The organism is Bacillus sp. SD127 (assembly GCF_058566445.1).
Genome location: NZ_CP191226.1, coordinates 1,191,883 through 1,217,639 on the forward strand (window position 1 = coordinate 1,191,883; position 25,757 = coordinate 1,217,639).

General features: G+C 45.5%; 25 protein-coding genes. 19 read left to right on the forward strand and 6 right to left on the reverse strand.

Going from position 1 to position 25,757, the window contains the following annotated elements:
• Positions 1–51: 51 nt before the first annotated feature.
• Positions 52–1,689 (forward strand): lipid II flippase MurJ, encoded by a 1,638-nt coding sequence (murJ, locus tag ACQVGS_RS06135; protein ID WP_024122540.1) that lies wholly within the window; start codon positions 52–54, stop codon positions 1,687–1,689.
• Between the two features lie 65 nt (positions 1,690–1,754).
• The gene (locus ACQVGS_RS06140) at positions 1,755–2,474 is read left to right on the forward strand and encodes a pseudouridine synthase (protein ID WP_188323224.1); all 720 of its coding nucleotides are present in this window, start codon (positions 1,755–1,757) and stop codon (positions 2,472–2,474) included.
• Positions 2,475–2,599: 125 nt separating this feature from the next.
• Here ACQVGS_RS06140 and ACQVGS_RS06145 read toward each other — a convergent pair whose 3' ends face one another.
• On the reverse strand, positions 2,600–2,821 hold the full coding sequence (locus tag ACQVGS_RS06145; protein WP_003152337.1) for a DeoR family transcriptional regulator: 222 nt from the start codon (positions 2,819–2,821) through the stop codon (positions 2,600–2,602).
• Positions 2,822–3,108: 287 nt separating this feature from the next.
• On the opposite strand from ACQVGS_RS06145, the gene ACQVGS_RS06150 reads away from it, so the two are divergent.
• A complete protein-coding gene (locus ACQVGS_RS06150; protein ID WP_188323223.1) occupies positions 3,109–3,819 on the forward strand; it encodes an ABC transporter ATP-binding protein in 711 nt (236 codons plus the stop codon).
• Positions 3,816–4,973, forward strand: a complete 1,158-nt coding sequence (locus ACQVGS_RS06155; protein ID WP_491831203.1) for an ABC transporter permease — start codon at positions 3,816–3,818, stop codon at positions 4,971–4,973. Before ACQVGS_RS06150 ends, ACQVGS_RS06155 begins: the two co-directional genes overlap by 4 nt.
• Before the next feature lie 35 nt (positions 4,974–5,008).
• Here ACQVGS_RS06155 and pbuO read toward each other — a convergent pair whose 3' ends face one another.
• A complete protein-coding gene (pbuO, locus tag ACQVGS_RS06160; RefSeq protein WP_095714540.1) occupies positions 5,009–6,307 on the reverse strand; it encodes a hypoxanthine/guanine permease PbuO in 1,299 nt (432 codons plus the stop codon).
• Between the two features lie 96 nt (positions 6,308–6,403).
• Here pbuO and pepV point away from each other — a divergent pair, with 96 nt between their 5' ends.
• Positions 6,404–7,795: a dipeptidase PepV gene (pepV, locus tag ACQVGS_RS06165; protein WP_491831206.1), complete on the forward strand. Its 1,392-nt coding sequence runs from the start codon at positions 6,404–6,406 to the stop codon at positions 7,793–7,795.
• A 33-nt stretch (positions 7,796–7,828) separates the two neighbouring features.
• Here pepV and cysK read toward each other — a convergent pair whose 3' ends face one another.
• Positions 7,829–8,764 carry a cysteine synthase A gene (gene cysK, locus ACQVGS_RS06170; RefSeq protein WP_029441392.1) on the reverse strand — a complete coding sequence of 312 codons (936 nt, stop codon included), beginning with the start codon at positions 8,762–8,764 and terminating at the stop codon, positions 7,829–7,831.
• 148 nt (positions 8,765–8,912) lie between these two features.
• On the opposite strand from cysK, the gene thpR reads away from it, so the two are divergent.
• The 5 genes from thpR to ACQVGS_RS06195 all read left to right on the forward strand — a co-directional run bounded on the left by thpR (position 8,913) and on the right by ACQVGS_RS06195 (position 14,538).
• A complete protein-coding gene (gene thpR / locus ACQVGS_RS06175) occupies positions 8,913–9,464 on the forward strand; it encodes an RNA 2',3'-cyclic phosphodiesterase (protein WP_127696641.1) in 552 nt (183 codons plus the stop codon).
• A 23-nt stretch (positions 9,465–9,487) separates the two neighbouring features.
• Complete coding sequence (locus tag ACQVGS_RS06180) at positions 9,488–10,402, forward strand: hypothetical protein (protein WP_151174451.1); 915 nt, start codon at positions 9,488–9,490, stop codon at positions 10,400–10,402.
• Between the two features lie 48 nt (positions 10,403–10,450).
• Positions 10,451–11,380, forward strand: coding sequence for a YegS/Rv2252/BmrU family lipid kinase (locus ACQVGS_RS06185; RefSeq protein ID WP_188323221.1), 930 nt, complete (start codon positions 10,451–10,453; stop codon positions 11,378–11,380).
• Positions 11,381–11,405: 25 nt separating this feature from the next.
• The gene (pulA, locus tag ACQVGS_RS06190) at positions 11,406–13,562 is read left to right on the forward strand and encodes a type I pullulanase (protein WP_106020274.1); all 2,157 of its coding nucleotides are present in this window, start codon (positions 11,406–11,408) and stop codon (positions 13,560–13,562) included.
• A gap of 181 nt (positions 13,563–13,743) precedes the next feature.
• Complete coding sequence (locus ACQVGS_RS06195; RefSeq protein WP_038954258.1) at positions 13,744–14,538, forward strand: phosphotransferase family protein; 795 nt, start codon at positions 13,744–13,746, stop codon at positions 14,536–14,538.
• 3 nt (positions 14,539–14,541) lie between these two features.
• Here ACQVGS_RS06195 and ACQVGS_RS06200 read toward each other — a convergent pair whose 3' ends face one another.
• Positions 14,542–14,820 carry a YtzH-like family protein gene (locus ACQVGS_RS06200; protein WP_024122528.1) on the reverse strand — a complete coding sequence of 93 codons (279 nt, stop codon included), beginning with the start codon at positions 14,818–14,820 and terminating at the stop codon, positions 14,542–14,544.
• A 208-nt stretch (positions 14,821–15,028) separates the two neighbouring features.
• Between ACQVGS_RS06200 and trmB the strand changes: the two genes are divergently transcribed.
• The 3 genes from trmB (at position 15,029) to ACQVGS_RS06215 (ending at position 18,369) form a co-directional block, all read left to right on the forward strand.
• Positions 15,029–15,670 (forward strand): tRNA (guanosine(46)-N7)-methyltransferase TrmB, encoded by a 642-nt coding sequence (trmB, locus tag ACQVGS_RS06205; RefSeq protein ID WP_038954257.1) that lies wholly within the window; start codon positions 15,029–15,031, stop codon positions 15,668–15,670.
• A gap of 70 nt (positions 15,671–15,740) precedes the next feature.
• On the forward strand, positions 15,741–16,586 hold the full coding sequence (locus ACQVGS_RS06210; protein WP_024122527.1) for a YtnP family quorum-quenching lactonase: 846 nt from the start codon (positions 15,741–15,743) through the stop codon (positions 16,584–16,586).
• Between the two features lie 82 nt (positions 16,587–16,668).
• Entirely contained in the window at positions 16,669–18,369 is a 1,701-nt protein-coding gene (locus ACQVGS_RS06215) for an NAD-dependent malic enzyme (RefSeq protein WP_151174447.1), read from the forward strand.
• Between the two features lie 54 nt (positions 18,370–18,423).
• Here ACQVGS_RS06215 and ACQVGS_RS06220 read toward each other — a convergent pair whose 3' ends face one another.
• Positions 18,424–18,741: a PepSY domain-containing protein gene (locus tag ACQVGS_RS06220; RefSeq protein WP_010331516.1), complete on the reverse strand. Its 318-nt coding sequence runs from the start codon at positions 18,739–18,741 to the stop codon at positions 18,424–18,426.
• Between the two features lie 157 nt (positions 18,742–18,898).
• On the opposite strand from ACQVGS_RS06220, the gene ACQVGS_RS06225 reads away from it, so the two are divergent.
• Entirely contained in the window at positions 18,899–19,972 is a 1,074-nt protein-coding gene (locus ACQVGS_RS06225; RefSeq protein WP_151174446.1) for a M42 family metallopeptidase, read from the forward strand.
• A 57-nt stretch (positions 19,973–20,029) separates the two neighbouring features.
• On the opposite strand, the gene ACQVGS_RS06230 is transcribed toward ACQVGS_RS06225, so the two are convergent.
• Positions 20,030–20,476, reverse strand: coding sequence for a YtoQ family protein (locus ACQVGS_RS06230; RefSeq protein ID WP_024122523.1), 447 nt, complete (start codon positions 20,474–20,476; stop codon positions 20,030–20,032).
• Positions 20,477–20,553: 77 nt separating this feature from the next.
• Between ACQVGS_RS06230 and ACQVGS_RS06235 the strand changes: the two genes are divergently transcribed.
• From ACQVGS_RS06235 to ACQVGS_RS06255, 5 genes are all read left to right on the forward strand, one after another.
• Positions 20,554–20,670, forward strand: a complete 117-nt coding sequence (locus ACQVGS_RS06235) for a hypothetical protein (RefSeq protein WP_125825412.1) — start codon at positions 20,554–20,556, stop codon at positions 20,668–20,670.
• Positions 20,671–20,709: 39 nt separating this feature from the next.
• Positions 20,710–21,033 (forward strand): thioredoxin family protein, encoded by a 324-nt coding sequence (locus ACQVGS_RS06240; protein ID WP_010331513.1) that lies wholly within the window; start codon positions 20,710–20,712, stop codon positions 21,031–21,033.
• Between the two features lie 15 nt (positions 21,034–21,048).
• Positions 21,049–21,858 carry a DUF1444 domain-containing protein gene (locus ACQVGS_RS06245; protein ID WP_024122522.1) on the forward strand — a complete coding sequence of 270 codons (810 nt, stop codon included), beginning with the start codon at positions 21,049–21,051 and terminating at the stop codon, positions 21,856–21,858.
• Between the two features lie 16 nt (positions 21,859–21,874).
• Positions 21,875–22,480, forward strand: a complete 606-nt coding sequence (gene ytpR, locus ACQVGS_RS06250; protein WP_151174445.1) for a YtpR family tRNA-binding protein — start codon at positions 21,875–21,877, stop codon at positions 22,478–22,480.
• 160 nt (positions 22,481–22,640) lie between these two features.
• Entirely contained in the window at positions 22,641–25,550 is a 2,910-nt protein-coding gene (locus ACQVGS_RS06255) for a DNA translocase FtsK (RefSeq protein WP_151174444.1), read from the forward strand.
• Positions 25,551–25,757: the final 207 nt, after the last annotated feature.

Consider the following 25,757-nt stretch of genomic DNA (forward strand, 5'->3'; position numbering starts at 1 on the left):
TGTGTTAAAATAGAAAAGTTGAATCTTCGTAGAAAATGGTGATGAAGAAACATGTCAAGCAAACTGTTAAGAGGCACGTTTGTGTTAACGCTCGGTACATATATTTCACGGATACTGGGAATGGTTTATTTAATTCCTTTCAGCATCATGGTCGGAGCGACAGGCGGTGCGTTATTTCAATACGGATACAATCAATACACTTTATTTTTGAACATTGCCACAATGGGCTTTCCGGCCGCCGTTTCTAAATTTGTTTCCAAATATAATTCCAAAGGGGATTATGAAACAAGCAGAAAAATGCTGAAGGCGGGCATGTCGGTTATGCTTGTAACGGGAATGATTGCCTTTTTCATACTATATTTATCTGCTCCGTTTTTTGCGGAAATATCGCTTGGGGGCAAAGATAATAACGGTTTGACGATTGATCATGTCGTATATGTCATCCGCATGGTCAGCTTAGCGCTTTTAGTCGTGCCGATTATGAGTCTTGTGCGCGGATTTTTCCAAGGTCACCAAATGATGGGGCCGACGGCTGTCTCTCAAGTTGTTGAGCAGATTGTCCGCATCATCTTTTTATTGAGTGCGACCTTCTTGATTTTGAAAGTCTTAAACGGCGGCCTTGTGATCGCTGTCGGTTATGCAACCTTTGCAGCTCTGATCGGTGCCTTCGGCGGGCTGATCGTATTGTATATTTATTGGAACAAACGAAAAGGCAATCTGCTGGCGATGATGCCTAATACGGGGCCGACAGCAGATTTAAGCTACAAGAAAATGTTTTTCGAGCTCTTCAGCTATGCCGCTCCCTACGTGTTTGTCGGACTAGCTATCCCTTTGTATAACTATATTGATACAAATACGTTTAACAAAGCCATGATTGAAGCGGGGCATCAAGCTATCAGTCAGGATATGATGGCCATTCTGACACTTTACGTGCAGAAGCTCGTGATGATCCCGGTTTCTCTTGCGACGGCATTCGGACTGACCTTAATTCCGACGATCACAGAATCGTTTACAAGCAGAAACTACAAGCTGTTAAATCAGCAGATCAACCAGTCGATGCAGACGATCCTGTTTTTAATTATTCCGGCTGTTGTCGGTATATCGGTATTAGCAGGCCCTGTGTACACGTTCTTTTACGGATCAGAGAGCCTTCATCCTGAATTGGGGAAAGACATCCTGTTTTGGTATTCGCCAGTTGCGATCTTGTTCTCTTTGTTTACTGTCAACGCCGCCATATTGCAGGGCATCAATAAGCAAAAATTTGCGGTTGCCAGTCTTGTGATCGGTGTCGTGATCAAACTTGTGCTGAATGTCCCGCTGATTAAGCTGATGCAGGCTGACGGAGCTATTTTAGCTACGGCACTCGGGTATACAGCTTCACTTATATACGGATTTATCATGATCAAACGGCATGCCGGCTATTCGTATAAAATATTAGTGAAACGGGGCGTTCTGATGCTGCTCTTGTCAGCAGTGATGGCGATAGCCGTTAAAATCGTCCAGTGGGTGTTAAGCTTTTTCATCTCCTACGAGGATGGCCAGCTGCATGCTGCGATCGTCGTGCTGATTGCGGCTGTGGTCGGCGGAGCTGTCTACCTGTATTGCGCTTATCGTTTAGGGTTTTTACAGAAAATATTCGGCCGCCGTTTACCGGGGTTCTTAAAGAAAGGCAGACATGCCGCTGATTAACAGAATATGTTGAAACAGAGGGCTCGCTTGATGCGGGCTTTCTTTTATAGGAAGGAGAGATTGGCATGAGACTAGATAAGCTGCTTGCCAACAGCGGGTATGGTTCGAGAAAAGAGGTCAAATCGATTGTGAAAGCGGGAGCCGTCATGGTCGACGGAAAGCCGGCAAAAGATGTCAAGGCGCACGTGGACCCTGATGCGCAGGAGGTGACCGTTTATGGCGAGCCGATTGATTACCGCGAGTTTATTTATATCATGATGAATAAACCGCAGGGCGTGCTGTCAGCGACTGAGGACAGCCGGCAAAAGACAGTGGTCGATTTGCTGACGCCGGATGAACTTAGATTCGAGCCGTTTCCTGCCGGCCGGCTTGATAAGGATACAGAAGGATTTCTGCTGCTGACAAATGACGGTCAGCTCGCTCACCGGCTGCTATCGCCGAAAAAGCATGTTCCGAAAACGTATGAGGTCCACTTAAAGTCGCAAATTTCGCCAGAAGACATCAACAGCTTAGAGACTGGGGTATTTATTGAAGGCGGCTACAAAACAAAGCCGGCACAAGCAGAAATAAAGGCAAACGATAAAGGGCATACCGTGATATACCTGACGATAACAGAAGGGAAATATCATCAAGTCAAACAGATGGCAAATGCTGTCGGCAATGAAGTCATTTATCTGAAGCGGCTCTCAATGGGACGCGTATCCTTGGATCCTGCTCTGGAGCCGGGAGAATACCGTGAGCTTACAGAAGAAGAACTTGAAAGGCTGAACGAGCCGCAAGCATGAAAAAATCCCGCATCACACATGCGGGATTTTTTATTATATATAAGCACACAAAAACAAGGCTAAGAACGTTTCTCGCCCTGTATCTATCAGGCCGCTCACAGGGCGGCCCTATGTAATTTTTAATGTTATGAGGTAATCTTTACTTTCTTTCTCGTTGTCTCCCATTTGCCACGGCTTGGACTATGAACAAGATCATTATATGCTAACACATTTAAGTCTCTTTGAATCGTTCTAGGTGTAATGCCGAATTCGTCAACCAGTTCCTGTGTTGTCACAAGGCCTTTCTCTTGAATAAACATGTAAACTGATTTGATTCGAGTTAGCATACGGTTTGTTGAAGGTTTCAAAAAACCACTCCCTATCATAAGATCGGATGGACTTGACTAACCACAACTCACGACTATCAACTGTGTACGAAATAGCAACTAAGGCAGACATCTGTAATATTTAAATAATTCGCCTTCATTATACACGATTTCGCCGCGGTGAATCTAGGAATAAGTATGATAAATTTTTTCCAATTTGAGTTTGGCCGCCATCCTTGTTGGATTACTATGTATTTCAGCACAATATTATTATGGATAAAGAAACTTTTTTTATTCTGATTCGTATGTGATTTGGGGGGTGAGTGAGATTGAGAATGTTGTTGGAAGCATCGATAGAGCAAGCAGGGTATACAAGCCGAAAAAAAGTGCTCACCGATGTTTTATTGGAAGTCAGAGAAGGGGAGCTTGTCGGGTTGATTGGAGCGAACGGCGCTGGAAAAAGTACTGCCATCAAGGCGATACTCGGCCTCTCGCAAGACTTTAAAGGGACTATCGCTTGGAATGATTGCTCGTTTGCTTATATTCCGGAGCACCCGTCCTTTTATGAGGAATTAACGCTGTGGGAGCATCTCGACCTGATCAGCACTTTGCACGGCATTGGTCAGAGTGAATTCGAATACCGGGCCCAAAGTCTTCTTGAAACATTTTCGCTTGATCATGTCATGCATGAGCTGCCGGTGACGTTTTCGAAGGGCATGCAGCAAAAGCTGATGCTGATTCAGGCCTTTCTTTCTAAGCCTGATATGTATGTGATTGATGAACCGTTTATCGGCCTTGACCCGATATCGACAAAACGCTTTGTGGACATGCTGAAGGCTGAGAAAGATAGAGGAGCCGGCATTCTCATGTGCACACACGTACTTGATACCGCGGAAAAAATCTGCGACCGGTTTTACATGATTGATAAAGGTTTTTTGTTTCTTCAGGGAACGTTAAAAGATATTCAAGAGCAGACAGGGTTAGACGGGCAGTCATTGCTTGACTGTTTTTATACGGCGATTCAAGGAGAAAAAGCATGAACGGACGGTCTCTCTTTTTTCGAAGGTGGCTGGATTTTTACCGATATCAGTTTAAGGTGCTGCATGCTGTCATTGATTGGACGGTTGCGCTCTACATTGTCCTGCCGGCGCTTGCTTTTGTGATTTATCAGTATGTGGAGTGGACGAATGGAAACGGCCTTCTTTACGAGTGGTCTGAGAGAGTCGAATGGAGATGGTTATACGCTGTCGGTATACTGATTGTTTGCACAGGCTCCATCCATACTTTTTTACTGGAAGCGGACCAGGTGTTTTTGCTGCAAAAGAAAGCGATCATTCGCCAGATGAAACAATACGCATTGGTGTATTCTTTATTGTTCACGTTCGCCAAATGGCTGTTGCTCTTTTTTCTTTTTCTTCCCTTTATCATTGATTCTGTTCGCGTCACGATTCCAGAAAGCGCTGCTCTATTGATCTATGCATTCGGTCTTCATACGCTCTTTTTATCCTTGAAGCAGGACAGGGTCAGAAAACCAAGATCTATTTGGAGACAGATTGCAGACTATTTTCTCAAGGCTGTGCTTTTGGCGTGTTCTTTTCTCATGATTACCTTTACTGAGTGGCACTTGCTCTCGCTTGCCGGTGTTTTGTTTTTTATTTTTGCTTTCATACGCAGTTTGAAAAAGACGGCTTCATTTTCGGCTTTTGAGGCAGAGGTGCTTGAGGAGAAAAAAATCAGGCTCACTCTTGCAGGTCTTGTAATGATGACGAGCCAAGATGTGAGAATGCCGAGAGTAAAGGACAGGATGAGGAGAAAACCACTATTATTCCGGAATTCAAAAAGGATATTTAAGAAACGGACAATGTATACAATTTATAAAGAATTGTTTTTTAAAGTCATGCTGAGGAATGGGGAGTATGCGAGGCACTTGTATATGCTTTTGTCGGCTTTTACGGTTTTAACAGTCGTTTCCCCGATCTTTCTTAAGGTGATTGCGCTGCTGGTTTATACAGGTGTTTGCCGTTATGTGCTTTCGCTTATTTTTGACAAAGTGATGGATGCGCCGATCTTAACTGGGGCTGATAAGGAAAGTGATGAATATTACCGGGCCAGAAAAAGCTGTGTGAACACGCTGCACTATGCTTGTGTTGCCTGCTGCTTTTTGGCGGCTGCTATCTCTTTTTTGGTGAAATAAAAACCCAAACGGATGCCGTTTGGGTTTTCTGTATGTTATAGAATAAATAGCTGGATGAAAAACAGAACGGCAAATACGAGGACGAGAGGATGAATGTCTCTCCATTTCCCCCGTGCTGCTTTCACAATCGGATACGAAATAAAGCCAAGCGCAATTCCTGTGGAAATGCTTGATGTAAGAGGCATGGTCAGAACAACGAGAAATGCCGGAAATGCTTCGTCCATCTCCTTCCAGTTAATATTCGACACCGAGCCCATCATCAGGCTGCCGACAATAATCAAAGCCGGAGAAGTGATGGCGGATATGCCGGATAAGGCGCTGACAAGCGGACTGAAAAACATCGAAGCTGCAAACAATACCGCGACAGTTAAAGACGTAAGACCTGTTCTTCCCCCGGCTGCGACGCCAGCTGAAGACTCGACAAACGCGGTTGTCGGACTTGTTCCGAATACAGCACCGACTGTGGTCGCCGTTGAATCAGCAAGCAGCGCTTTACGCGCGTTCGGGAGCTTGTTGTTTTTCATCAATCCGGCTTGCTCGGCCACACCGATCATCGTACCGGTCGTATCAAAAATCGTTACCAGCAGAAATGAAAAGACGACAGCGTACAGGCCGTGATGGATCACATCGCCAAAAGCGGAGAACGGATTTGAAATAATCAATCCCTCAGGCAAATGCGGAAAAGACATAAAGCCTTTAGGAAAATGCAGCTGGCCGGTAAAAAACGCGATCAAAGCGGTAGCTGCCATTCCGATAAATAACGCTCCGCTTACATTCAGCACCATCAGGATCACACTGATCAATAAGCCGATCAGCGTCAAGATAACCGCTGGCGAATGAAGGTTGCCGAGTGTGACCAGATTTGATTTATCAGCCGTAATAATTCCCGCCTGCCGTAAACCGATAAACGCAATAAAAAGTCCGATCCCTGTTGTGATGCCGTATTTTAAATTGTTTGGAATCGCTTCTATCAGTTGTTTTCTTAAAGGCGTTAACGATAGAATAATGAAGAGAACCCCTGCTGTGAATACTGCGCTGAAAGCTGTTGCGTAGGTGATGCCGCCGCCGCTTGCGCCTACAACGTGATAGGCTAAGTAAGCGTTTAAGCCCATGCCGGGCGCAATGGCAATCGGATAATTTGCAGCCAGGGCCATCCACAGCGTTCCGACAATGGAGGCGATAATCGTTGCGGTAAAGACCTGGTCAAAAGGAACTCCGGCATTCGCTAAAATGACCGGATTCACCACTACAATATAGACCATTGTAAAAAAGGTCGTCAATCCAGCTATGATTTCTTGTTTAATCGATGTTTGCTGCTCTTTTAGATGAAACATAGTAACCTCCAATTACGAACGTTTTAACAAAACACCATTAATATTATTCGTTTTATTTAGTTTTTGCAAGTGATTTATTGCAGAAAGGAGATCATTATGAACTGGGAAGTCGAAGTGATCAGAAAAAAAGATGAATTGATTCGCGATACGCAGGAATTCTTGAGAATCAACAGTGTAATGGACGAAACAACAGCCGGGCCCGGCAAACCATTCGGAGAAGGGGTAAATGCCAGCTTGACCTCTTTGCTTGAGCTTGGAGAAAAAGAAGGATTTTCCGTAAAAAATCTTGACGGGTTCGCCGGTCATATCGAATGGGGCGAGGGTGAAGACATTGTCGGCGTTCTTTGCCATGTTGATGTTGTACCGCCCGGAGACGGCTGGACAAGTGATCCGTTTTCAGCGGACATCCGAAACGGACGGATTTATGCAAGGGGCGCCATTGACGACAAAGGTCCGACGATGGCGGCGTTCTACGCGCTGAAAATCGTCAAAGACATGAATCTGCCGCTTTCTAAACGTGTCAGAATCATTATCGGAACAGATGAAGAAAGTGATTGGAGATGTGTGGAGCATTATTTCAAGCACGAAGAAATGCCGACTCTCGGTTTTGCGCCAGATGCTGACTTCCCGATTATTAACGCGGAAAAAGGGATTATTGATGCATCACTGCTCATCCCGCACCATACAAATAAAGCCGCTTCAGAAACAGTTCTTGCCTCGTTTACATCAGGTCTTCGCTTAAACATGGTGCCAGACGCTGCGGAAGCCGTTCTCGAAGGATCAAATATAGAAGAGGTTCTTGCCTCATTTCAAGACATGCTCCGCGCGACGGTTCAAAAAGGTGCAGCTGAGATTGAGAACGGTCAGCTGATATTGCGCATGCACGGACTTTCCTGCCATGCGATGGAACCGAACAATGGAGTGAATGCCGGCATCAAACTGGCAGAATTTTTGCGCCAGACTGAGCTGGATGAAGCAGGACAGCGTTTTGTTCAAGTCGTGACAGACAAATTTTCAGATGATACGAGAGGAAAGAAGCTGAATATTGACTGTGAGGATGACATTAGCGGAGAGCTGACATTAAATGTCGGAACACTGCGCTATACAGAAGGGCAAGGAGGCGAGCTCGGAATCAATATCCGCTATCCTGTAACAGCGGAAAGCAAAATGATCCGCGATGCATTTGAAAGCGCAAGCGAATTTGAGCTTGGAGAATTTAAAGACAGCAAGCCCCATCATGTATCAGCAGACCATCCGCTAGTCAAAACGCTGCAAAAGGTATATGAAGGCCAATTGGGCAAAAAAGCTGATTTAATTTCAATCGGCGGGGGAACTTACGCGAGATCTTTGGAGGCCGGCGTTGCATTCGGACCGCTGTTCCCCGGACGTCCCGACAGTGCGCATCAAAAGGACGAATATATTGAAATTGATGACCTCCTCAGAGCGACTGCGTTATATGCGCAGGCCATCTACGAACTTGCAAAATAAAAGGACCGGCTTCTTCTGAAGCCAGTCCTTTTTTTACACAAATGACCATAAATCAGTTGATAAATAACGTTCTCCGGTATCAGCTGTCATACAGACAACGACTTGATCAGGAGAGAGACGTTTGGCGGCTTCAATCGCCGCGAAGCAGGCAGCGCCTGAAGAAGGCCCGACGAGAATTCCTTCCTCCGCAGCAAGGCGTCTGGTTGTCGTATAAGCATCCTCATCAGTGATTTTGATAATTTCATCATATACATCTTGATTTAAAACTGGAGGAATGAAGCCTGGGCTTGTCCCAACCAGCTTATGCGCACCCGGTTTTCCGCCTGATAATACCGGAGACCCCGCAGGCTCGACAACATGAACCAAAATATCCGGGAAAAGTTCTTTTAGCGCTTCGCCGGTTCCTGTAATGGTCCCGCCAGTACCGGAAGAAGCTACAAAAGCGCCTAGCGGTTTTCCGATTTCTTTTATTGCCCGGGCAATTTCCAGAGCAGTTGTTTTTCGATGCGCGTCAGGATTTGCGGTATTATCAAACTGCATCGGAATGAAGCTGTTCGGAATTTGTTCGGCAAGCTCCTTTGCTTTTTTAATGCTGCCCGGCATTCTTTCCGATCCGGGAGTTAACACAACCTCTGCACCATAGGCTTTGAGGAGGTTGATCCGCTCCTTCGTCATTGTATCCGGCATTACTAAAATCGCTTTATAGCCGCGGGCCGCCGCATTCATGGCGAGTCCGATTCCGGTATTTCCGCTGGTTGGCTCAATGATAACTGAGCCAGGCTTGAGTAAGCCGTTTTGTTCTGCTTCTATGATCATATTGTAAGCGGCTCTGTCTTTCACACTGCCGCTTGGATTGAAAAATTCAAGTTTTAAATAGACTTGTGCTGCGTTTTCCGGCTGAAGCCGATTCAATCTCACAAGCGGTGTATCTCCTATAAGATCAGAAGTGTTTTCAACGATTTTCAACATTGTCATTCCTTTCTGAATAAAACAAGTGTCATATAATATCCTAACATAATAAACGGTTGCGCGAGAGTGTTTTCATATGCGGTTCCTCTATTCGCGCAGCCTCTTTATTGATAAAATAATAGCAGTCAAAGAAGGGAGTGTCAGACGGATGTCAGATATCCGGCCTCATTATTTCATCGGCGTGCCCATTCCGCCGGAAATTGCAAATCCGATTTACCAGGCTGCGAAAAGCGAGCCGGCGCTCACGTTTCAAAAATGGGTGCACCCGCTTGACTACCATATCACGTTAATTTTTCTCGGTGCGGCGGACGAAGCGCAAATCAAGCAGCTTGAAAGCTCGCTTGCCGAGATAGCTGTTGATGCCAATCCGTTTACAATTGAGTTTGACAAAATAGATGTGTTCGGAGACCGCAGGCAGCCGCGCGTGTTACATTTGGAGCCGAAGAAGAATACGGCGCTCGAAACACTGCGGGAGCATACAAAACAAGCTGTTCTTCAAGCAGGCTTTAAAGTGGAAAAGAGAGCGTATCATCCCCATATGACGCTGGCAAGAAAATGGACAGGCCAAAAGGGATTTCCGGCGCAGGTCCCGTTTAAAAGCGGTGAGGTTTCAACGGCTATTGAACGATTTTCACTTTTTCAGACACACTTAAATCAATCACCAAAATATGAGGAAAAATACAAATTTTATTTAACTTAATTCATGCGGAGTGGAGAAACAAAATGGCACAAATCATCAAAATACATGATTATATATCGAGATATGAACTTGATCCGTACCATTATATGAATCAGTTTATACGGCTGAAAAAAGAGCGCTGGATTTCATTATTAGAAGCAGCGGAGCGCCAGCATGAAGAAAGACAAGCCAGTGCTGAACAGCCGGAACCGGTGCAGAAACGAAAAAAATTTTCATTGAAAAGAAGAAAAGAAGAGATAGAAGCCGATATACAAGAAGAGAGACACCAATGGTTTGAGGAAGAAGACGATCTGAACGTAAGGCTGCCGAAGAGCAGGATGGCGCTTGCTTCCTTTTATAAAAGACATTTATATGAATTTCAGCTCAAATGGGCAAGCTCTACTCTTTCCGAGATGTCAAATCTGTCAAACCAGGTGAAGCAGGACCGCATTTTGCGTTTTCTGGCCCAGCAGCTTCCTGATTCTTATTTTATTATGTATAAGCCTGTGCTCAAAATTCAGCAGGCGGCAGTAGAATTAAGCATAGTGATCATTTCACCTCTTGACATTTTTTGCGTTTCTTTTATAGAGGCAGAGGAAGACAGTGTGTACATAGGATCTAAACATCGTTTTTGGGAGAAGAAAACAGGCTCTCAGACTGAATCGGTATTAAATCCGGCGTTGAGTCTGTTTCGGACGGGATCTGTGGTGTCGAAGATCGTAAAGGAAAAAGGCGCTGATATTCCAGTCTCGAAATTACTCCTGAGCAGAACGTCATACATTGATTACCCCGAACCGCCGTACGGTCTGGAAATAGTGGACAAACGGGGCTTGGCGGACTGGATGGAGAGGCAGAAGAAAAACACTGCTCCGATAAAACATCATCAATTAAAGGCTGCAAAAGCTTTGTTGTCTTATTGCCTGTCAGACTCCTATCGCAGACAGGAGTGGCTGGAGTAAAGCAGAACGATTTGAGCGGTTTTCTCATAACATAAGCAGGTGAGAAAGATGAGCCAATGGTTTTTTATTATTAATCCGGCAGCAGGGCATCGAAAAGGCCTGCGTGTTTGGAAGTCGATACAAAAGGAATTACTGAAACGAAAGATTGAGCACCGCTCATTTTTAACTGAACATCCGGGACACGCCGAGGTTCTCGCCCGGCAGATTTCAACGATTCAGGAACATAAGCTGAAACGCCTGATCGTTATCGGCGGAGACGGAACGATGCACGAAGTCGTCAACGGGCTGAAAGATGTTGACGATATCGAACTGAGTTTTGTGCCGGCTGGCGCGTACAATGATTTTTCCAGAGGATTCTCCATTAAGAAAATAGATCTGATTCAGGAAATCAGACAGCTGAAGCGTCCGTTAACGCGAACGTTTCATTTAGGAAGCATTAATTTGCTTCAGGATAAATCGCAGGTTCTTTATTTTTTGAATCATATCGGAATCGGTTTTGACGCATATGTCAATAAGAAGGCGATGGAATTTCCATTAAAACGGGCGATCCATTTTCTGCGCCTCCGCTTTCTTGTCTATCCGCTTTCCCATTTGTACGCGTCGGCTACCTTTAAGCCGTTTTCGTTGGCCTGTACAATTGAAGGAGAGACACAGGAATTTCATCATGTCTGGTTTGCGGTCGTCTCCAATCATCCGTTTTATGGAGGCGGCATGAGGGCAGCCCCGCTTGCGAATCCGCGCGAACAGGCATTTGATATCATCATTGTTGAGAATCTGCCGTTTTTGAAAAAGTATTGGTTTTTATGCTTGATGACATTTGGAAAACACACCAAAATGGACGGCGTGACGATGTTTAAAGCGAAAGACATTACGTTTTACACGAAGGACAAAATTCCGTTCCATGCTGACGGAGAAATCATGGGTACAACCCCATTCCGTCTGGCATCGAGTCCCTCACCCTTACGGATCAAAACATAAACGTTTTTGGAGGAGAGAGATTCTGATGGTCTGTATCCAACGCAGCTTTGAAGCGTATGCCGATGAAATGAATATCATTACGGTTCTGATTCCTGCTGATCAAAAAGATACCTTTACGCCGCCTTTTCAGCTTGAGACAGATACAGCGGAAATTCCTCTGACAGTCAGTCAGGAATGGCAAATAGAAGGGAAATACAAGTATGTATGTGTAGCTGAACAGCCGGTGGCTTTCGGAAAAACGCATCATGTCAAAGCATCTGGCGGCGGAAAAACGGATCTCCAAATCGGGGCGGTTGTCAGGACGGATGCGTTTGATGCTGCATTTTATTATGACGGAGAGCTCGGAGCTGTTTACGCTTCGGATTATACTGAATTTAAGGTATGGGCGCCTGCTGCGACGTCAGCTGCCGTCAAGCTGTCACATCCCGAAAAAAGCGGTTACACGCTTCAAATGACAAGAATGGAAAATGGAGTATACGCCGTTACAGTGGCTGGAGATCTGCACGGTTATGAGTATGTGTACCGGATTTGCAACAATTTAGAATGGACAGAAACGGTTGATCCGTATGCAAAAGCTGTGACGGTCAACGGAGAGAAGGGTGTCGTGCTGCGCCCTGATCAAGCAAATTCGGCTCCTTCGTTTACACCATTTTCAGCCCCAGTTGATGCCATTATTTATGAGATGCACATCCGAGACTTCTCCATTCATGAAAACAGCGGTACGAAGAACAAAGGGAAATATGCGGCGCTTGCTGAAACGGACACCAAAACGAAAAATGGCAGTTCTACAGGACTTTCTTATTTAAAAGAGCTTGGCGTTACGCATATAGAGCTTTTACCGCTAAACGATTATGCCGGAGTTGATGAAGAAAACCCGCTTGCCGCCTATAATTGGGGCTATAATCCGCTTCATTTTTTCGCCCCGGAGGGAAGCTATTCCTCCAATCCTCACGACCCTCAGACAAGAAACACAGAAGTAAAACAAATGATTCACACCCTGCATCAGCATGGCCTGCGTGTCATTCTGGATGTTGTTTATAACCATGTATACCAAAGAGAGCACTCGCCCTTTGAAAAAACGGTGCCCGGTTATTTCTTCCGGCATGATCAATTCGGAATGCCTTCGAATGGCACCGGCGTAGGGAATGACATCGCCTCAGAAAGGCGGATGGCAAGGAAATTCATTACGGATTGCGTCATGTATTGGCTGAAGGAATACGATGTCGACGGCTTCCGCTTTGATCTGCTCGGCATTTTAGATATTGAAACGGTTCTTCATATGAAAGAAAAAGCATCTGAGGTAAAGTCCGGAATCCTTCTCTTTGGGGAAGGCTGGGATTTGGCAACACCGCTGCCGCCTGAACAGAAAGCGACATTGGCGAATGCATCGAAAATGCCGGGCGTCGGTTTTTTTAATGATTCGTTTCGTGACGCTGTTAAAGGGAATACCTTTCATATCGCGGCGGCGGGTTTTGCCCTTGGGAACGGCGAAAAAACGGAAACAGTCATGCACGGGATTGCCGGATCTTCCGGATGGAAAGAGACAGCCCCGCTTGTGTCTGCGCCGAGCCAGTCCATCAATTATGTCGAGTCGCATGACAACCACACATTTTGGGATAAAATGAGCCTCGCGCTTCCTCAAGAAAGTGAGAGCCGAAAAAGAAGCAGGCAAAAGCTGGCGTCTGCAATCATTCTGCTGGCCCAGGGAGTGCCGTTTATTCACAGCGGACAGGAATTTTTCCGGACGAAGCAGGGGGTGGAAAACAGCTATCAATCCAGTGACAGCATCAACCAGCTGGACTGGTCGCGGCGTGAAACATTCAAGCAGGATGTTGACTATGTCCGCAGGCTGATTTCGCTCAGAAAAGCGCATCCGGCATTCCGGCTTACGTCATCAGCCGATATTCAGCGCTGCCTTGAATGTCTGGCTCTCAAAGAGCACCTTATTGTATACCGGCTGTTTAACCTCGGCGCAATCGACGAATGGGAAGAAATCATTGTGATCCATCATGCCAGCCCCGATTCTGTTACATGGCAGCTGCCGAAAGATAAGGCTTACCGCCTTCTATGTGATACTGACGGGTTTCGTGCTGATCATGGAGAAATCAAGAAAGCGGTTGCTGTAAACGGCATCGGAACGGTTATCTTATATTTAGCACGAGATCTTACGAGTTTTGCTTGACGAAGTTTGTGCTATAGCGCTAAAATTTAAAAGACGGCTATTGATTAGCATATGAGACTCTCAATAGCTGTCTTTTTTATTTTTCATACGATTCGTACGAAAAAGGCATTCGCTGGATAGACTGAAGACGAATTGGCCTTTATTCTAAAATATTTTAAGAAATGATGGGTTGAACATTGATATGAACTGGTTGGGACAATTACTAGGTAGCGATTGGGAGATCTTCCCCGCCGGAGGAGCTACAGGAGATGCATATTATGCGAAACATAACGGGCAGCAGCTTTTTTTAAAACGTAATAGCTCACCTTTTTTAGCTGTTTTATCCGCCGAAGGCATTGTTCCTAAGCTGGTTTGGACAAAACGGATGGAGAATGGGGACGTCATAACGGCCCAGCACTGGATGACCGGCAGAGAGCTGAAGCCGAAAGACATGAGCGGACGGTCCGTTGCTGAATTGCTTCGTAAAATACACACATCAAAAGCCTTGCTGGACATGCTGAAGAGACTTGGAAAGGAACCGCTGAATCCAGGGACTCTGCTGTCTCAGCTTAAACAGGCTGTATTTGCTGTGCAGCAATCTTCGCCGCTGATTCAAGAAGGGATTAAGTATTTAGAGGATCATCTGCATGAAGTGCATTTCGGTGAGAAAGTCGTTTGCCATTGTGATGTCAATCATAATAACTGGTTATTGTCTGAAGACAACCAGCTGTATTTAATTGACTGGGACGGCGCCATGATCGCTGATCCGGCGATGGATCTGGGGCCATTGCTGTACCACTACGTCGAAAAGCCAGCTTGGGAGAGCTGGCTGGGCATGTACGGTATTGAGTTAACGGACGGCCTTCGGTTAAGAATGGCATGGTATGTGCTATCTGAAACAATCACTTTCATTGCCTGGCATAAATCCAAAGGAAACGATAAAGAATTCCATGATGCAATGGAAGAACTGCATATGCTGATGAAGCGAATTGTTTAATAATCAGGAATACGAATCCATTTCCTCTACCCATTGAGACAAGCTGCTCTGATGCTCTTGTATGTGTGAGTCGATAGATTTGGATGATATTCCTGATTGGCTGTATCGGTACACATCTTCCAGCACGTTTTTTAAGTGTGAATCGAGCTCGGTGTTTGCCATCAGCGATTTAATCACACGTTCAAGCTGTTCGTACTCTGCGACGGTTCCGCAGCAGTCTAATTGATGGTCAGTCAAAATGTCCTTCAATAGATCAACTTGATTCTCGTAATTTAAACCCATAAAACGGTACACATCCCTTCAGTATCTTACGGGTTAAATTGTTCAAAACAGTATGGTTTTATGCATGAGACACGAGTGTTCCGACAGATGGGAACCTCTTTTTTTATGTGATCTGCTCTAAAAAGGCACACCTTCAAAAACAAGCTTGCGGGTCTTTTTAATTCATGGTATGTTGTTAGTCGAAATAATAGATAGAGGTGTCAATCATATGAGAATGCGCCACAAGCCTTGGGCTGATGACTTTTTGGCTGAAAACGCAGATATTGCCATCAGCAATCCTGCTGATTATAAAGGAAAATGGAATACAGTGTTTGGCAACAGCAATCCGATCCATATCGAGGTCGGTACAGGAAAAGGGCAATTTATTTCCGGGATGGCCAAACAAAATCCTGACATTAATTATATTGGTATTGAGTTATTTAAAAGCGTAATTGTGACAGCTGTCCAGAAAGTAAAAGATAGCGAAGTGCCGAATGTAAAGCTTTTGAATATAGACGCTGACACGCTGACAGACGTGTTTGAGCCGGGTGAAGTCAAACGGGTGTACTTGAACTTTTCTGATCCTTGGCCGAAAAACCGCCACGAAAAACGCCGTCTGACGTATTCCCATTTTCTCAAGAAATATGAAGAAGTGATGGGGAAAGGCGGAGCAATTCATTTTAAAACAGACAACCGCGGCCTGTTTGAGTACTCGCTGAAAAGCTTCTCGGAATACGGTCTGCTGCTGACATATGTCAGTCTTGATCTGCATAACAGTGATATGGAAGATAACATCATGACAGAATATGAAGAAAAATTCTCAGCACTCGGCCAGCCGATCTATCGGGCTGAAGTTGAATGGAGAGCGTAAAACAGACTCTGACACAGGAGTCTGTTTTTTTTATGCGCTGTTTGCTACGATGATGACAGGGGGGATGAAAATGGAAACGATGAAAATTGGAAACACGACGTTAACTTGGCTTGACGGAGGGGTGACTCACATGGACGGAGGAGCCATGTTCGGTGTTGTTCCAAAGCCGTTATGGTCAAAAAAATACCCAGTCAATGAAAAAAACCAGATTGAACTAAGGACAGATCCAATTCTTATTCAAAAAGACGGGCTGAACGTGATCGTCGATGCCGGTATCGGGTCCGGAAAGCTGACTGAGAAACAAAAAAGAAACTACGGTGTGACCCAAGAATCCAATGTGAAAACATCATTAGCAGCGCTCGGGTTAACGGTTGAAGATATCCACGTGATCGCCATGACACACCTTCATTTTGACCATGCGTGCGGATTGACGGAATACGAAGGAGATAAACTGGTGCCAGTTTTTCCAAATGCCGTTATTTATACTTCATCTGTTGAATGGAATGAAATGCGCCATCCGAATATCAGATCGAAAAATACCTACTGGAAAGAAAACTGGGAGGCGGTTGCCGGCCAAGTGAAGACCTTTGAAGACACTTGCACGATAACAGAGGGGGTTACACTGCATCATACCGGGGGCCACAGTGACGGCCACTGTGTTCTTGTATGTGAGGATGCGGGTGAAACCGCGGTACATATGGCGGATTTGATGCCGACACACGCCCACCGCAATCCATTATGGGTGCTGGCTTATGATGATTATCCGATGACCTCTATACCGCAAAAGCAAAAGTGGCAGGCGTATGCAGCGGAAAAAGACGCATGGTTTATTTTTTATCATGATGCCGAATATCGCGCACTAAAATGGGACGGGGACGAAAGAATGACAGAATCACTCAAACGAAAGAAACAATAGCATATTTTCATGTTTACCCTGCATGATTTCCGGCTAATAAAGCAAACCTAGTACTAATTATGCTCAGAAAGGAAGAGGCAGGGTGAAACAATTTGAAGTAACGAACGAAGGAGAAATTCAGACAACATTAAGAGGCCTTGAAGTACTCTCTGTTCCTTTTTTGAACAAAGGAGTAGCTTTTACAACAGAGGAAAGAAAAGCGCTCGGATTGAATGGCTTTTTGCCGCCGAAGGTATTGACCATTGATGAACAGGCAAAAAGAGCGTACGAACAGTTTTCCTCACAGCCTGATGATTTAAGTAAAAACGTTTATTTGACAGCGCTGCACGATCGAAATGAAACGCTGTTTTACCGTTTGTTAAATGACCACTTAGGGGAAATGCTCCCGATTGTATACACGCCGACAGTAGGTACGGCCATTCAGAGATACAGCCATGAATACAGGAAGCCGAGAGGGCTCTATCTGTCCATCGATGACCCGGAAGGCATGAGAGAGGCCTTTAAACAGTTTAAAGACAAAAGTGATGCCATCGATTTAATTGTCGCAACCGATGCTGAAGGGATTTTAGGAATCGGAGACTGGGGAGTCGGCGGTATCGCGATATCAATTGGCAAGCTTGCGGTATACACGGCCGCTGCCGGAATTGATCCGAGCAGAGTGCTGGCTGTCGTTTTGGATGCGGGCACAAATCAAGAGAGCCTCTTGAACGATCCGCTTTATGTCGGCAATCAGCATTCCAGAGTGCGCGGTGAACGCTATGACCAATTTATTGATGAATATGTCTCACTTGCAAGAGAGACATTCCCGAATGCATTGCTCCACTGGGAGGATTTCGGAGCGAAAAATGCACGCAGCATCTTGAAACGCTATAAAGATAAAATATGTACGTTTAATGATGATATACAAGGCACAGGCGCTGTTTCACTGGCGGCAGTTTTATCCTGTGCAAAAGCATCAAAAGTCCCGCTGAAGGATCACAGAGTCGTGATATTCGGAGCGGGGACGGCAGGAATCGGAATTGCTGAACAGCTGCGGGAAGCATTAGTGCGCGAGGGGCTGAGTGAGGAAGAATCATACCAGCGATTCTGGTGCATAGACCGAAACGGGCTGTTAACAGATGATATGGATCAGCTTCTCGATTTCCAAAAGCCTTATGCCCGTTCGGCTGATGAAGTGAAGGATTATCAGCGTAACGGAGAAGGAGGGGGCATTGATCTCCTTGAAGTGGTCCGGCAGGCGAAACCGACGATCCTGATCGGAACATCTACGGTTTCCGGTGCCTTTACTGAAGAAATTGTAAAAGAAATGGCGTCACACGTAAAACGTCCGGCGATTTTGCCGATGTCGAATCCGACGACTCTTTCCGAAGCAAAACCGCAAGATTTAATTGAATGGACGGAAGGCCGTGCGCTGATTACGACAGGAAGCCCGTTCCCGCCAGTGGAATATAACGGTGTAACGTACCATATTGGCCAAGCAAACAACGCGCTTGTTTTCCCTGGTCTCGGGCTTGGAACGATTGTCACCAAATCAAAATTAATAACCGATGGCATGTTTGAAGCATGTGCCCGCGCGATCGCAAGTATGGTCAATGTCGGAGTGCCTGGCGCGCCGATGCTTCCGAAGGTGGAGGATTTACGGACTGTATCGGCAACGGTTGCAGTTGAAGTCGCTAAAACCGCCATTAAGGAAGGCGTGGCCACTGAAGAGCCTGAGGACATCATTCAGGCTGTGCAGAACGCGATGTGGTATCCGGTATACAAACCAATTCGCGCGATATAATATAAAAAAGAGCCGCTGCATGGGCAGCGGCTCCTATTTTACGCTTGTCCGGTGTTAAGACGCGATTGTATCGATGACATCTACAATTCTCCCCGTTTTCGCATCCACCATCACTTCATATTGCTCTAGTTCTCCGAAAGCTGACCGTGTAACACCGGTCTTGTAAACCTGCACGGTTTCTCCATTCACATTGTAGGGCTCCGGCTGGGTGTAGATCCATGATCCATCAATCGGCCCCCGCTGTTTAAAAGCGGATTTTACGATACGAAGCGCTCTTTCTGAAGAAATATAAGGCTTCATCACATATTGCTTCACAACAACAGCCGTACAAATTCCAAGTCCTGCTCCTAAAAGAAGATGACGCAATTTCAAAATAAAGCACCTCCTGATTGATCATACTTCCATTATACAGAAACCGCCAAATCCTGTTAAGCGATACGCGGCTCATTGAGCAGATTCAATCAGAGTGCTTGGAAAACAGAATTTTTTCTAATAAAATAAAAGAACTACATAGAAATGAGGGGAAAACATGAATCAAGAAACGAAAGCGCTTTTCCAAACACTGACGCAGCTTCCCGGAGCGCCGGGCAATGAGCATCAGGTCCGTGCGTTTATGAAGCAGGAGCTTGCCAAATATGCCGATGATATCGTTCAGGACAGACTGGGAAGTGTTTTCGGAGTCAGAAAAGGCGGAGAGGACGCGCCGAAAATCATGGTGGCTGGACATATGGATGAAGTCGGATTTATGGTGACATCCATTACAGATAACGGATTACTGAGGTTCCAAACGCTCGGCGGCTGGTGGAGTCAGGTGCTGCTGGCACAAAGAGTGGAAATTCAAACAGATAACGGCCCGGTTCCGGGAGTTATTTCAAGCATACCGCCGCATCTGTTAACAGATGCTCAGCGAAACCGTCCGATGGATATCAAAAACATGATGATTGATATCGGAGCGGATGATAAGGAAGACGCTATCAAAATCGGTATTAAACCGGGCCAGCAAATTGTCCCTGTATGCCCGTTTACCATTATGGCGAATGAAAAGAAAATATTATCAAAAGCGTGGGATAACCGGTACGGCTGCGGATTGAGCATTGAATTGCTGAAGGAATTGCAAGGTAAAGAACTGCCGAATACGCTTTACGCTGGCGCAACCGTTCAGGAAGAAGTCGGCTTAAGAGGCGCACAGACAGCGTCTCATATGATCAAACCGGATTTGTTCTTCGCGCTTGACGCCAGTCCGGCAAACGACATGAGCGGCGATAAACAGCAGTTTGGGCAGCTTGGAAAGGGCTTTTTGCTCCGCATTCTTGACAGAACAACAGTCATGCACTGCGGAATGAGAGAATTTGTTCTGGATATGGCTGAAACGCATCAGATTCCATATCAATACTTTGTTTCGGGCGGCGGAACAGATGCAGGCAGAGTGCATATTTCAAACAGCGGCGTTCCGTCAGCAGTTATCGGGATCTGCTCCCGCTACATTCATACAAATGCGTCTATTATCCATATTGATGATTACGCTGCGGCTAAAGAAATGCTGATAAAGCTCGTAACTGCCTGTGACAAGCAGACAGTTGAAGCAATTAAAGAAAATATGTAAAATCTGGAGAAAAAGCTTGTTGAGCAAGGCTGTAAGCCATGTCGACAAGCTTTTTTCTTATTTTGTTTCAAATACATAGGAAAGTGCTTTAATGGCTTGGTTCACCGTTTCAACAGTCATATTCGCTTTGTTTGAAAGCTCTTTTAATGGGTGGTGTAGCGATTCAGGACGAATGATGATCAGGGGTTTGCCTTTTGCGATGGCATAGGAAGCATCCATTGCTGTGTTCCATTGTTTATACTTTTCGCCAAACAAGGCGATTACAAAGTCGGCTTTATTCATCAAGACGGCAGTTCTGAAGTTATTGATATCAGAAGCCTTGTCGTCCTTATAGACTGCGTTTGGCTGAGCGCCCATGATTTCTTCTCCGATATTGTCTGAACGGTCGTGATGCTCCATCGGGCCGACAAACGTAATCGGCAGCTTCAGTGACTTCGTTTTCTCCTTTATTTCCTCCCGCCAATTGCTGTGGATTTCTCCGGCTAAATAGACGATAAACTCCAAACTGGATCCCTCCTTATGTATGACCATTTGTCAATTTTACCCTCATGTAAAAGATGTTAAACGAAACGTGCTTGATAATGCAAATAAAATATGATAATGATAATGGGAAAGCTTATCTTACATATTCATTCGTTGCATATAAGTGGTTTTGCCGCAAGCAGTTTGGTATGATCCAAATGGACGAGTATCGATAAACTAACATGTAAGAACATAAACAACTGGAGGGATATTTGATGAAAAAAATCGAAACAACGCAAGAGCTGGAAAAAGCGGTAAAGGATGATTGGGCAGTATTTATGTTTTCTGCCGACTGGTGCCCGGACTGCCGTTTTGTAGAGCCTTTTCTTCCGGAATTGGAAGCAGACTTTCCTGAATTCACTTACTACTATGTAGACCGCGACAAATTTATTGATACATGCGCGGAGTGGGAGATTTACGGCATTCCAAGCTTTGTTGTGTTTAATGAAGGAAAAGAAGTGAATCGTTTTGTGAGCAAAGACCGCAAAACAAAAGAAGAAATTGAACAGTTTTTAACTGACTCTCTCGCAAAAGCGTAAAGGAGGATATCCGGTTTGAAAATGACCTCAAGGAAGCTGTCAGACATATTGAAACAGCGCCTTCAGCACGAGAATCGCTCCTTTTTATTTGACAGAGAAAAAGACACCCTCCGTGTTGAGGATGAAACAACTAAAAAAGGAATTACGCTCGACCTGCCGCCGATTATTGCAAAATGGGAACTGAAAAAAGACGAAGCCATTGACGAGATCGTTTACTATGTATCAGAAGCCATGACAGCTATGGAAGGGAAGTCGCAGGAAATAACCGGGAAGGAAAGCCGCATTTATCCGGTCATCCGCTCAACCTCTTTTCCGGACAAGTCCAGCGAAGAGATTCCGCTTATTTATGACGATCATACCGCAGAAACAAGAATTTACTACGCGCTTGATCTGGGCAAAACCTATCGTTTAATTGATCAGCGCATGCTGGAGAAAGAAAACTGGACAAGGGAGCGGATCAGAGAAACGGCTGCGTTTAACCTCCGCTCTCTGCCGACGGTTGTCAAAGAGGATACAGTTGCCGGCAATCTCTTTTACTTCTTCAGAGCAAATGACGGTTACGACGCCAGCCGGATTCTGAACGAAGCGATTTTAAATGAGTATAAACAAAATGCTAAAGGTGAGCTCGCGATCTCTGTTCCGCATCAGGACGTTCTGATACTTGCTGACATTCGGAATGAATCAGGGTATGATATTTTAGGACAAATGTCGATGAGCTTCTTTGCAGGCGGCACCGTTCCGATTACGGCGCTTTCTTTCCTGTACAATGAAGGAAAGCTGGAGCCGGTGTTTATCTTGGCAAAAAGCCGTCCGAAAAAGGATTAGAAAGGATTTTTTACTTATGAACGCTTTTTATAATAAAGAAGGTGTGGGAGATACACTTCTGATCTCTCTAAAAGACGTAACGCGCGAGCAAGTAGGCTATGAAAAACACGGCGACGTCGTCAAAATTTTCAATAGCGAAACAAATGAAACGACGGGTTTTAACATCTTTAACGCGTCTTCATACTTAACCATTGATGAAAACGGCCCTGTTGCCCTTTCAGAAACATTCGTTCAAGATGTGAATGAAATGCTAAACAGAAACGGCATTGAAGAAACATTAGTCGTTGATTTATCGCCAAAGTTTGTTGTCGGATATGTTGAATCAAAAGAAAAACATCCAAATGCGGATAAATTAAGCGTATGTAAAGTCAACGTAGGAGATGAAACGCTTCAGATCGTTTGCGGCGCGCCTAATGTTGATCAAGGTCAAAAAGTTGTCGTTGCCAAAGTCGGCGCTGTGATGCCGAGCGGACTCGTCATTAAGGATGCTGAGCTTCGGGGCGTACCGTCGAGCGGAATGATCTGCTCCGCAAAAGAGCTTGCATTGCCTGACGCTCCGGCTGAAAAAGGAATCCTTGTATTAGAAGGAGACCATGAGGCTGGAGACGCATTTCAGTTTTAGACTCCCATAAATACGCCGAAAAAATCGAATCATGTAAAAAAAGCCGCTAAGCCCTTGTTTAGCGGCTTTGTTTTGCTGAAAGCTTAATCTTTTCTGGGCCGACAAGCAGTGGTATACTAAAAATCGTCCCAGAAAACTATAAGGGAGTTAGAGATGAATTATGAGTTGGCTTCATAAATTTTTTGATTTGTTTTTAGGAGAGAGTGAAGAGGACGCTGAACGGGAGACAAAACCTGCTCAAATTCCGAAACAGCCAGAATCGCATCACTCCGAAGGACAATTAAAACGATTGGAAGATCCTAAAATATATTACGAATATCCTAAAGGCAAGTTCCGTTTTCCGGTTGTGCCTGACGGATATCAAAAAAATGATTTGAGAAGGCGCCGCCCGCCATCGGAGGAACCGCAAGCGGAGCCTCGTTCGAGCGCTGCTCAGCACAGAGACCGCACAAATAATGAAAAAGAGCATCATACATATGAAAAATCAGAGCCGGCCAAGAAACCTTTTAAACCGACAAATATACCTTCGCCTGTATATGGATTTAATCAAAAACCATCTGTGAAAAAGGACGTGCCGAAACAATCTGCGGAAAAAAAAGGTGTGCAAAAAAAGCCGGAACCTGTAGAAGAGAAGGTAACGCTGCTTTCAGAAGAAATCGAACGCGAACGCAGCTATCCAATGCCGGACCGGCCGCCGCAGCAACAGAAGAAGGAGCCTCTCTTTTCATATGACCGATTCGAAGAACAGCCTTCTGGCGTCCTAAAAAGTACGAATGAAACAATGGCAAAGCACTCAGCAGAGGAGCTGTCAGACAAAAAAGTAAACGCTGGAGACGAAATGGCACCAAAAGCTGCTGAGATGCGGTCAGAAGAAACAGAACAAATGAAGCAGCAGGAAGAATCTTTCTTGCGCGAAGAAAAATCTTGGGAAGAGACTGTGACAGGTGCCGGAATGGAAGCAGAAAAGCTGTCAGGTAACGAAGGATATGCCCGCGAAGAAGCTGTTCCGGAAACTGCTGACACCGTCTCAACTCAAGCAGAACAAACGGAAAACCAAGAGCCTGAAAAGGAAGAGCATTTCTTACCCGATGAGCGATATGGGGAAGAGGCTGTGACAGGTGCTGAAACTGAGGCAGAAGAGCCGTCAGCCAACGAAGGAAACGTTCGTGAAAAAGCTGTTCCAGAAACTGCTGACACCTCAGCCCCAGCAGAAGAAATGGAATTCCATGAGCATGAAAAGCCTTTCTTGCATAATGAACGATACGAGGAAGAGACTGTGGCAGATGCCGGGCAAGAAGCAGAGGAACTGTCAGACAGCCATACAGCTGCTCACGAAGAAATTATATCGGAAGCTGCATCAGCTCAAGTGATAGAGGAAAACAGCCAGCCTGAAGCAACCGCGGCCCAGATAAATGACTATCCAGAACCCGAACATAGCACAGAAGAGGATTCTCCATCCTATTCTGCGGCGGATGAAAGCCGGGAGGAAGAAGTTCCTGCGGGTGAAAGACGCACGGCCCCAGCAGAACAGCAGAACAGAACCGAGAAGTCGAGTAACAATCCTGAACGAAGTCCAGCACTTCAGAAGGTACCGTCTGTTCCTTTTAATGTTATGATGCTGAAAAGCGATACGCATAAACAGCAAAAAGCAGGGGAGCGCCGCGGAAGCTATGTGTTCCCAAATGTCTCACTGCTTGATGTGCCGCCAGCACAAGTTCAGGACGATACTGCGTGGATAGAAAACCAGCGTCAGCTGCTTGATTTAACTTTGAAAAACTTTAACGTTCGGGCCAATGTGGTTCATGTAACGCAAGGGCCGTCAGTCACAAGATTTGAAGTACACCCTGAACCGGGTGTAAAGGTGAATAAAATCACCAACCTGTCTGATGACATTAAACTCAGCCTGTCCGCCAGAGATATTCGAATAGAAGCGCCGATTCCGGGGAAAAACACGATCGGAATTGAAGTGCCGAACCGCACGAGCAAGGTGGTTGATTTGCGCCAAATGATTCGCAGCTCTGCTTTCAGGACGAGCACGTCACCGCTTACGGCAGCACTTGGATTGGATATTTCGGGGAATCCTGTTGTCATTGATCTGAAGAAAATGCCGCACGGTCTTATTGCCGGAGCTACAGGATCGGGAAAAAGCGTGTGCATCAATACAATTTTAGTGAGTCTGCTTTATAAAGCTGATCCGAGTGAAGTGAAGGTGCTGCTGATTGATCCGAAAATGGTAGAGCTTGCGCCTTACAACAAAATTCCTCATCTCGTCAGCCCTGTCATTACCGACGCCAAAGCGGCCACTGCTGCTTTAAAATGGGTCGTTGAGGAAATGGAGCGCCGCTATGAACTGTTTGCCCATTCCGGTGTTCGCGATATTGACCGTTTTAATCAATTAACCTCTGATCATCAAACGGGCGAAAAATTGCCGTATTTAGTTGTGGTCATTGACGAGCTTGCGGATTTGATGATGGTAGCTCCAAATGATGTAGAAGAAAGCATTGCCCGGATTGCTCAAAAAGCAAGAGCCTGCGGAATCCATTTGCTTGTCGCGACTCAGCGTCCGTCAGTCGATGTCATTACCGGTCTGATTAAAGCGAATATCCCGACGAGAATTGCGTTTTCTGTCTCCAGCCAGGTTGATTCCCGAACAATCATTGACATGGCAGGTGCGGAAAAACTTCTCGGCAAAGGAGACATGCTCTTTTTGGAGAACGGTTCTGGAAAACCGGTCCGTCTCCAAGGCAACTTTGTATCGGACCGAGAAATTGACCGTGTTGTTTCCCATGTCAGAAACCAGCTGCCGCCAGCTTATTTATTCGAACAGGAAGAATTGGTCAGACAAGGCTCTGCCTTAAAGGAAGAGGATGAGCTGTTTTATGAGGCGTGCGAATTTGTTGTTGAGCAAAACAGTGCAAGCACGTCAAGCCTGCAAAGAAGATTCAGAATCGGATATAATCGGGCTGCAAGGCTGATTGATATGATGGAAGCGGAAGGTATGATCTCTGAGGCGAAAGGAAGCAAGCCTCGAGAGGTGCTGATCACTGCAAGTGATTTAATAAACGAATAATATAGGTTCATTTTCACAGCAAACATGGTATGATAATGGATAGAGCATTTAACAGCTATGCCGCTTTACAGCAAGTGGGCATAGAAATCGTGATATTTAGGTTTAATCGGAAAGAAATAACCGGATACTGAACATAACAAAAAATATAAGGATACGCCGTCAGGCGGCTTTTCAGCCGCCGCGGTCGCAAATTGAAATGAACGTCAT

Bases quoted from the DNA above. Each gene is read 5' to 3' on its own strand.
- murJ (WP_024122540.1), top strand. From the start codon at position 52: ATGTCAAGCAAACTGTTAAGAGGCACGTTTGTGTTAACGCTCGGTACA.
- ACQVGS_RS06140 (WP_188323224.1), top strand. From the start codon at position 1,755: ATGAGACTAGATAAGCTGCTTGCCAACAGCGGGTATGGTTCGAGAAAA.
- ACQVGS_RS06155 (WP_491831203.1), top strand. From the start codon at position 3,816: ATGAACGGACGGTCTCTCTTTTTTCGAAGGTGGCTGGATTTTTACCGA.
- pbuO (WP_095714540.1), bottom strand. From the start codon at position 6,307: ATGTTTCATCTAAAAGAGCAGCAAACATCGATTAAACAAGAAATCATA.
- pepV (WP_491831206.1), top strand. From the start codon at position 6,404: ATGAACTGGGAAGTCGAAGTGATCAGAAAAAAAGATGAATTGATTCGC.
- cysK (WP_029441392.1), bottom strand. From the start codon at position 8,764: ATGTTGAAAATCGTTGAAAACACTTCTGATCTTATAGGAGATACACCG.
- thpR (WP_127696641.1), top strand. From the start codon at position 8,913: ATGTCAGATATCCGGCCTCATTATTTCATCGGCGTGCCCATTCCGCCG.
- ACQVGS_RS06180 (WP_151174451.1), top strand. From the start codon at position 9,488: ATGGCACAAATCATCAAAATACATGATTATATATCGAGATATGAACTT.
- ACQVGS_RS06185 (WP_188323221.1), top strand. From the start codon at position 10,451: ATGAGCCAATGGTTTTTTATTATTAATCCGGCAGCAGGGCATCGAAAA.
- pulA (WP_106020274.1), top strand. From the start codon at position 11,406: ATGGTCTGTATCCAACGCAGCTTTGAAGCGTATGCCGATGAAATGAAT.
- ACQVGS_RS06195 (WP_038954258.1), top strand. From the start codon at position 13,744: ATGAACTGGTTGGGACAATTACTAGGTAGCGATTGGGAGATCTTCCCC.
- ACQVGS_RS06200 (WP_024122528.1), bottom strand. From the start codon at position 14,820: ATGGGTTTAAATTACGAGAATCAAGTTGATCTATTGAAGGACATTTTG.
- trmB (WP_038954257.1), top strand. From the start codon at position 15,029: ATGAGAATGCGCCACAAGCCTTGGGCTGATGACTTTTTGGCTGAAAAC.
- ACQVGS_RS06210 (WP_024122527.1), top strand. From the start codon at position 15,741: ATGGAAACGATGAAAATTGGAAACACGACGTTAACTTGGCTTGACGGA.
- ACQVGS_RS06225 (WP_151174446.1), top strand. From the start codon at position 18,899: ATGAATCAAGAAACGAAAGCGCTTTTCCAAACACTGACGCAGCTTCCC.
- ACQVGS_RS06235 (WP_125825412.1), top strand. From the start codon at position 20,554: ATGCAAATAAAATATGATAATGATAATGGGAAAGCTTATCTTACATAT.
- ACQVGS_RS06240 (WP_010331513.1), top strand. From the start codon at position 20,710: ATGAAAAAAATCGAAACAACGCAAGAGCTGGAAAAAGCGGTAAAGGAT.
- ytpR (WP_151174445.1), top strand. From the start codon at position 21,875: ATGAACGCTTTTTATAATAAAGAAGGTGTGGGAGATACACTTCTGATC.
- ACQVGS_RS06255 (WP_151174444.1), top strand. From the start codon at position 22,641: ATGAGTTGGCTTCATAAATTTTTTGATTTGTTTTTAGGAGAGAGTGAA.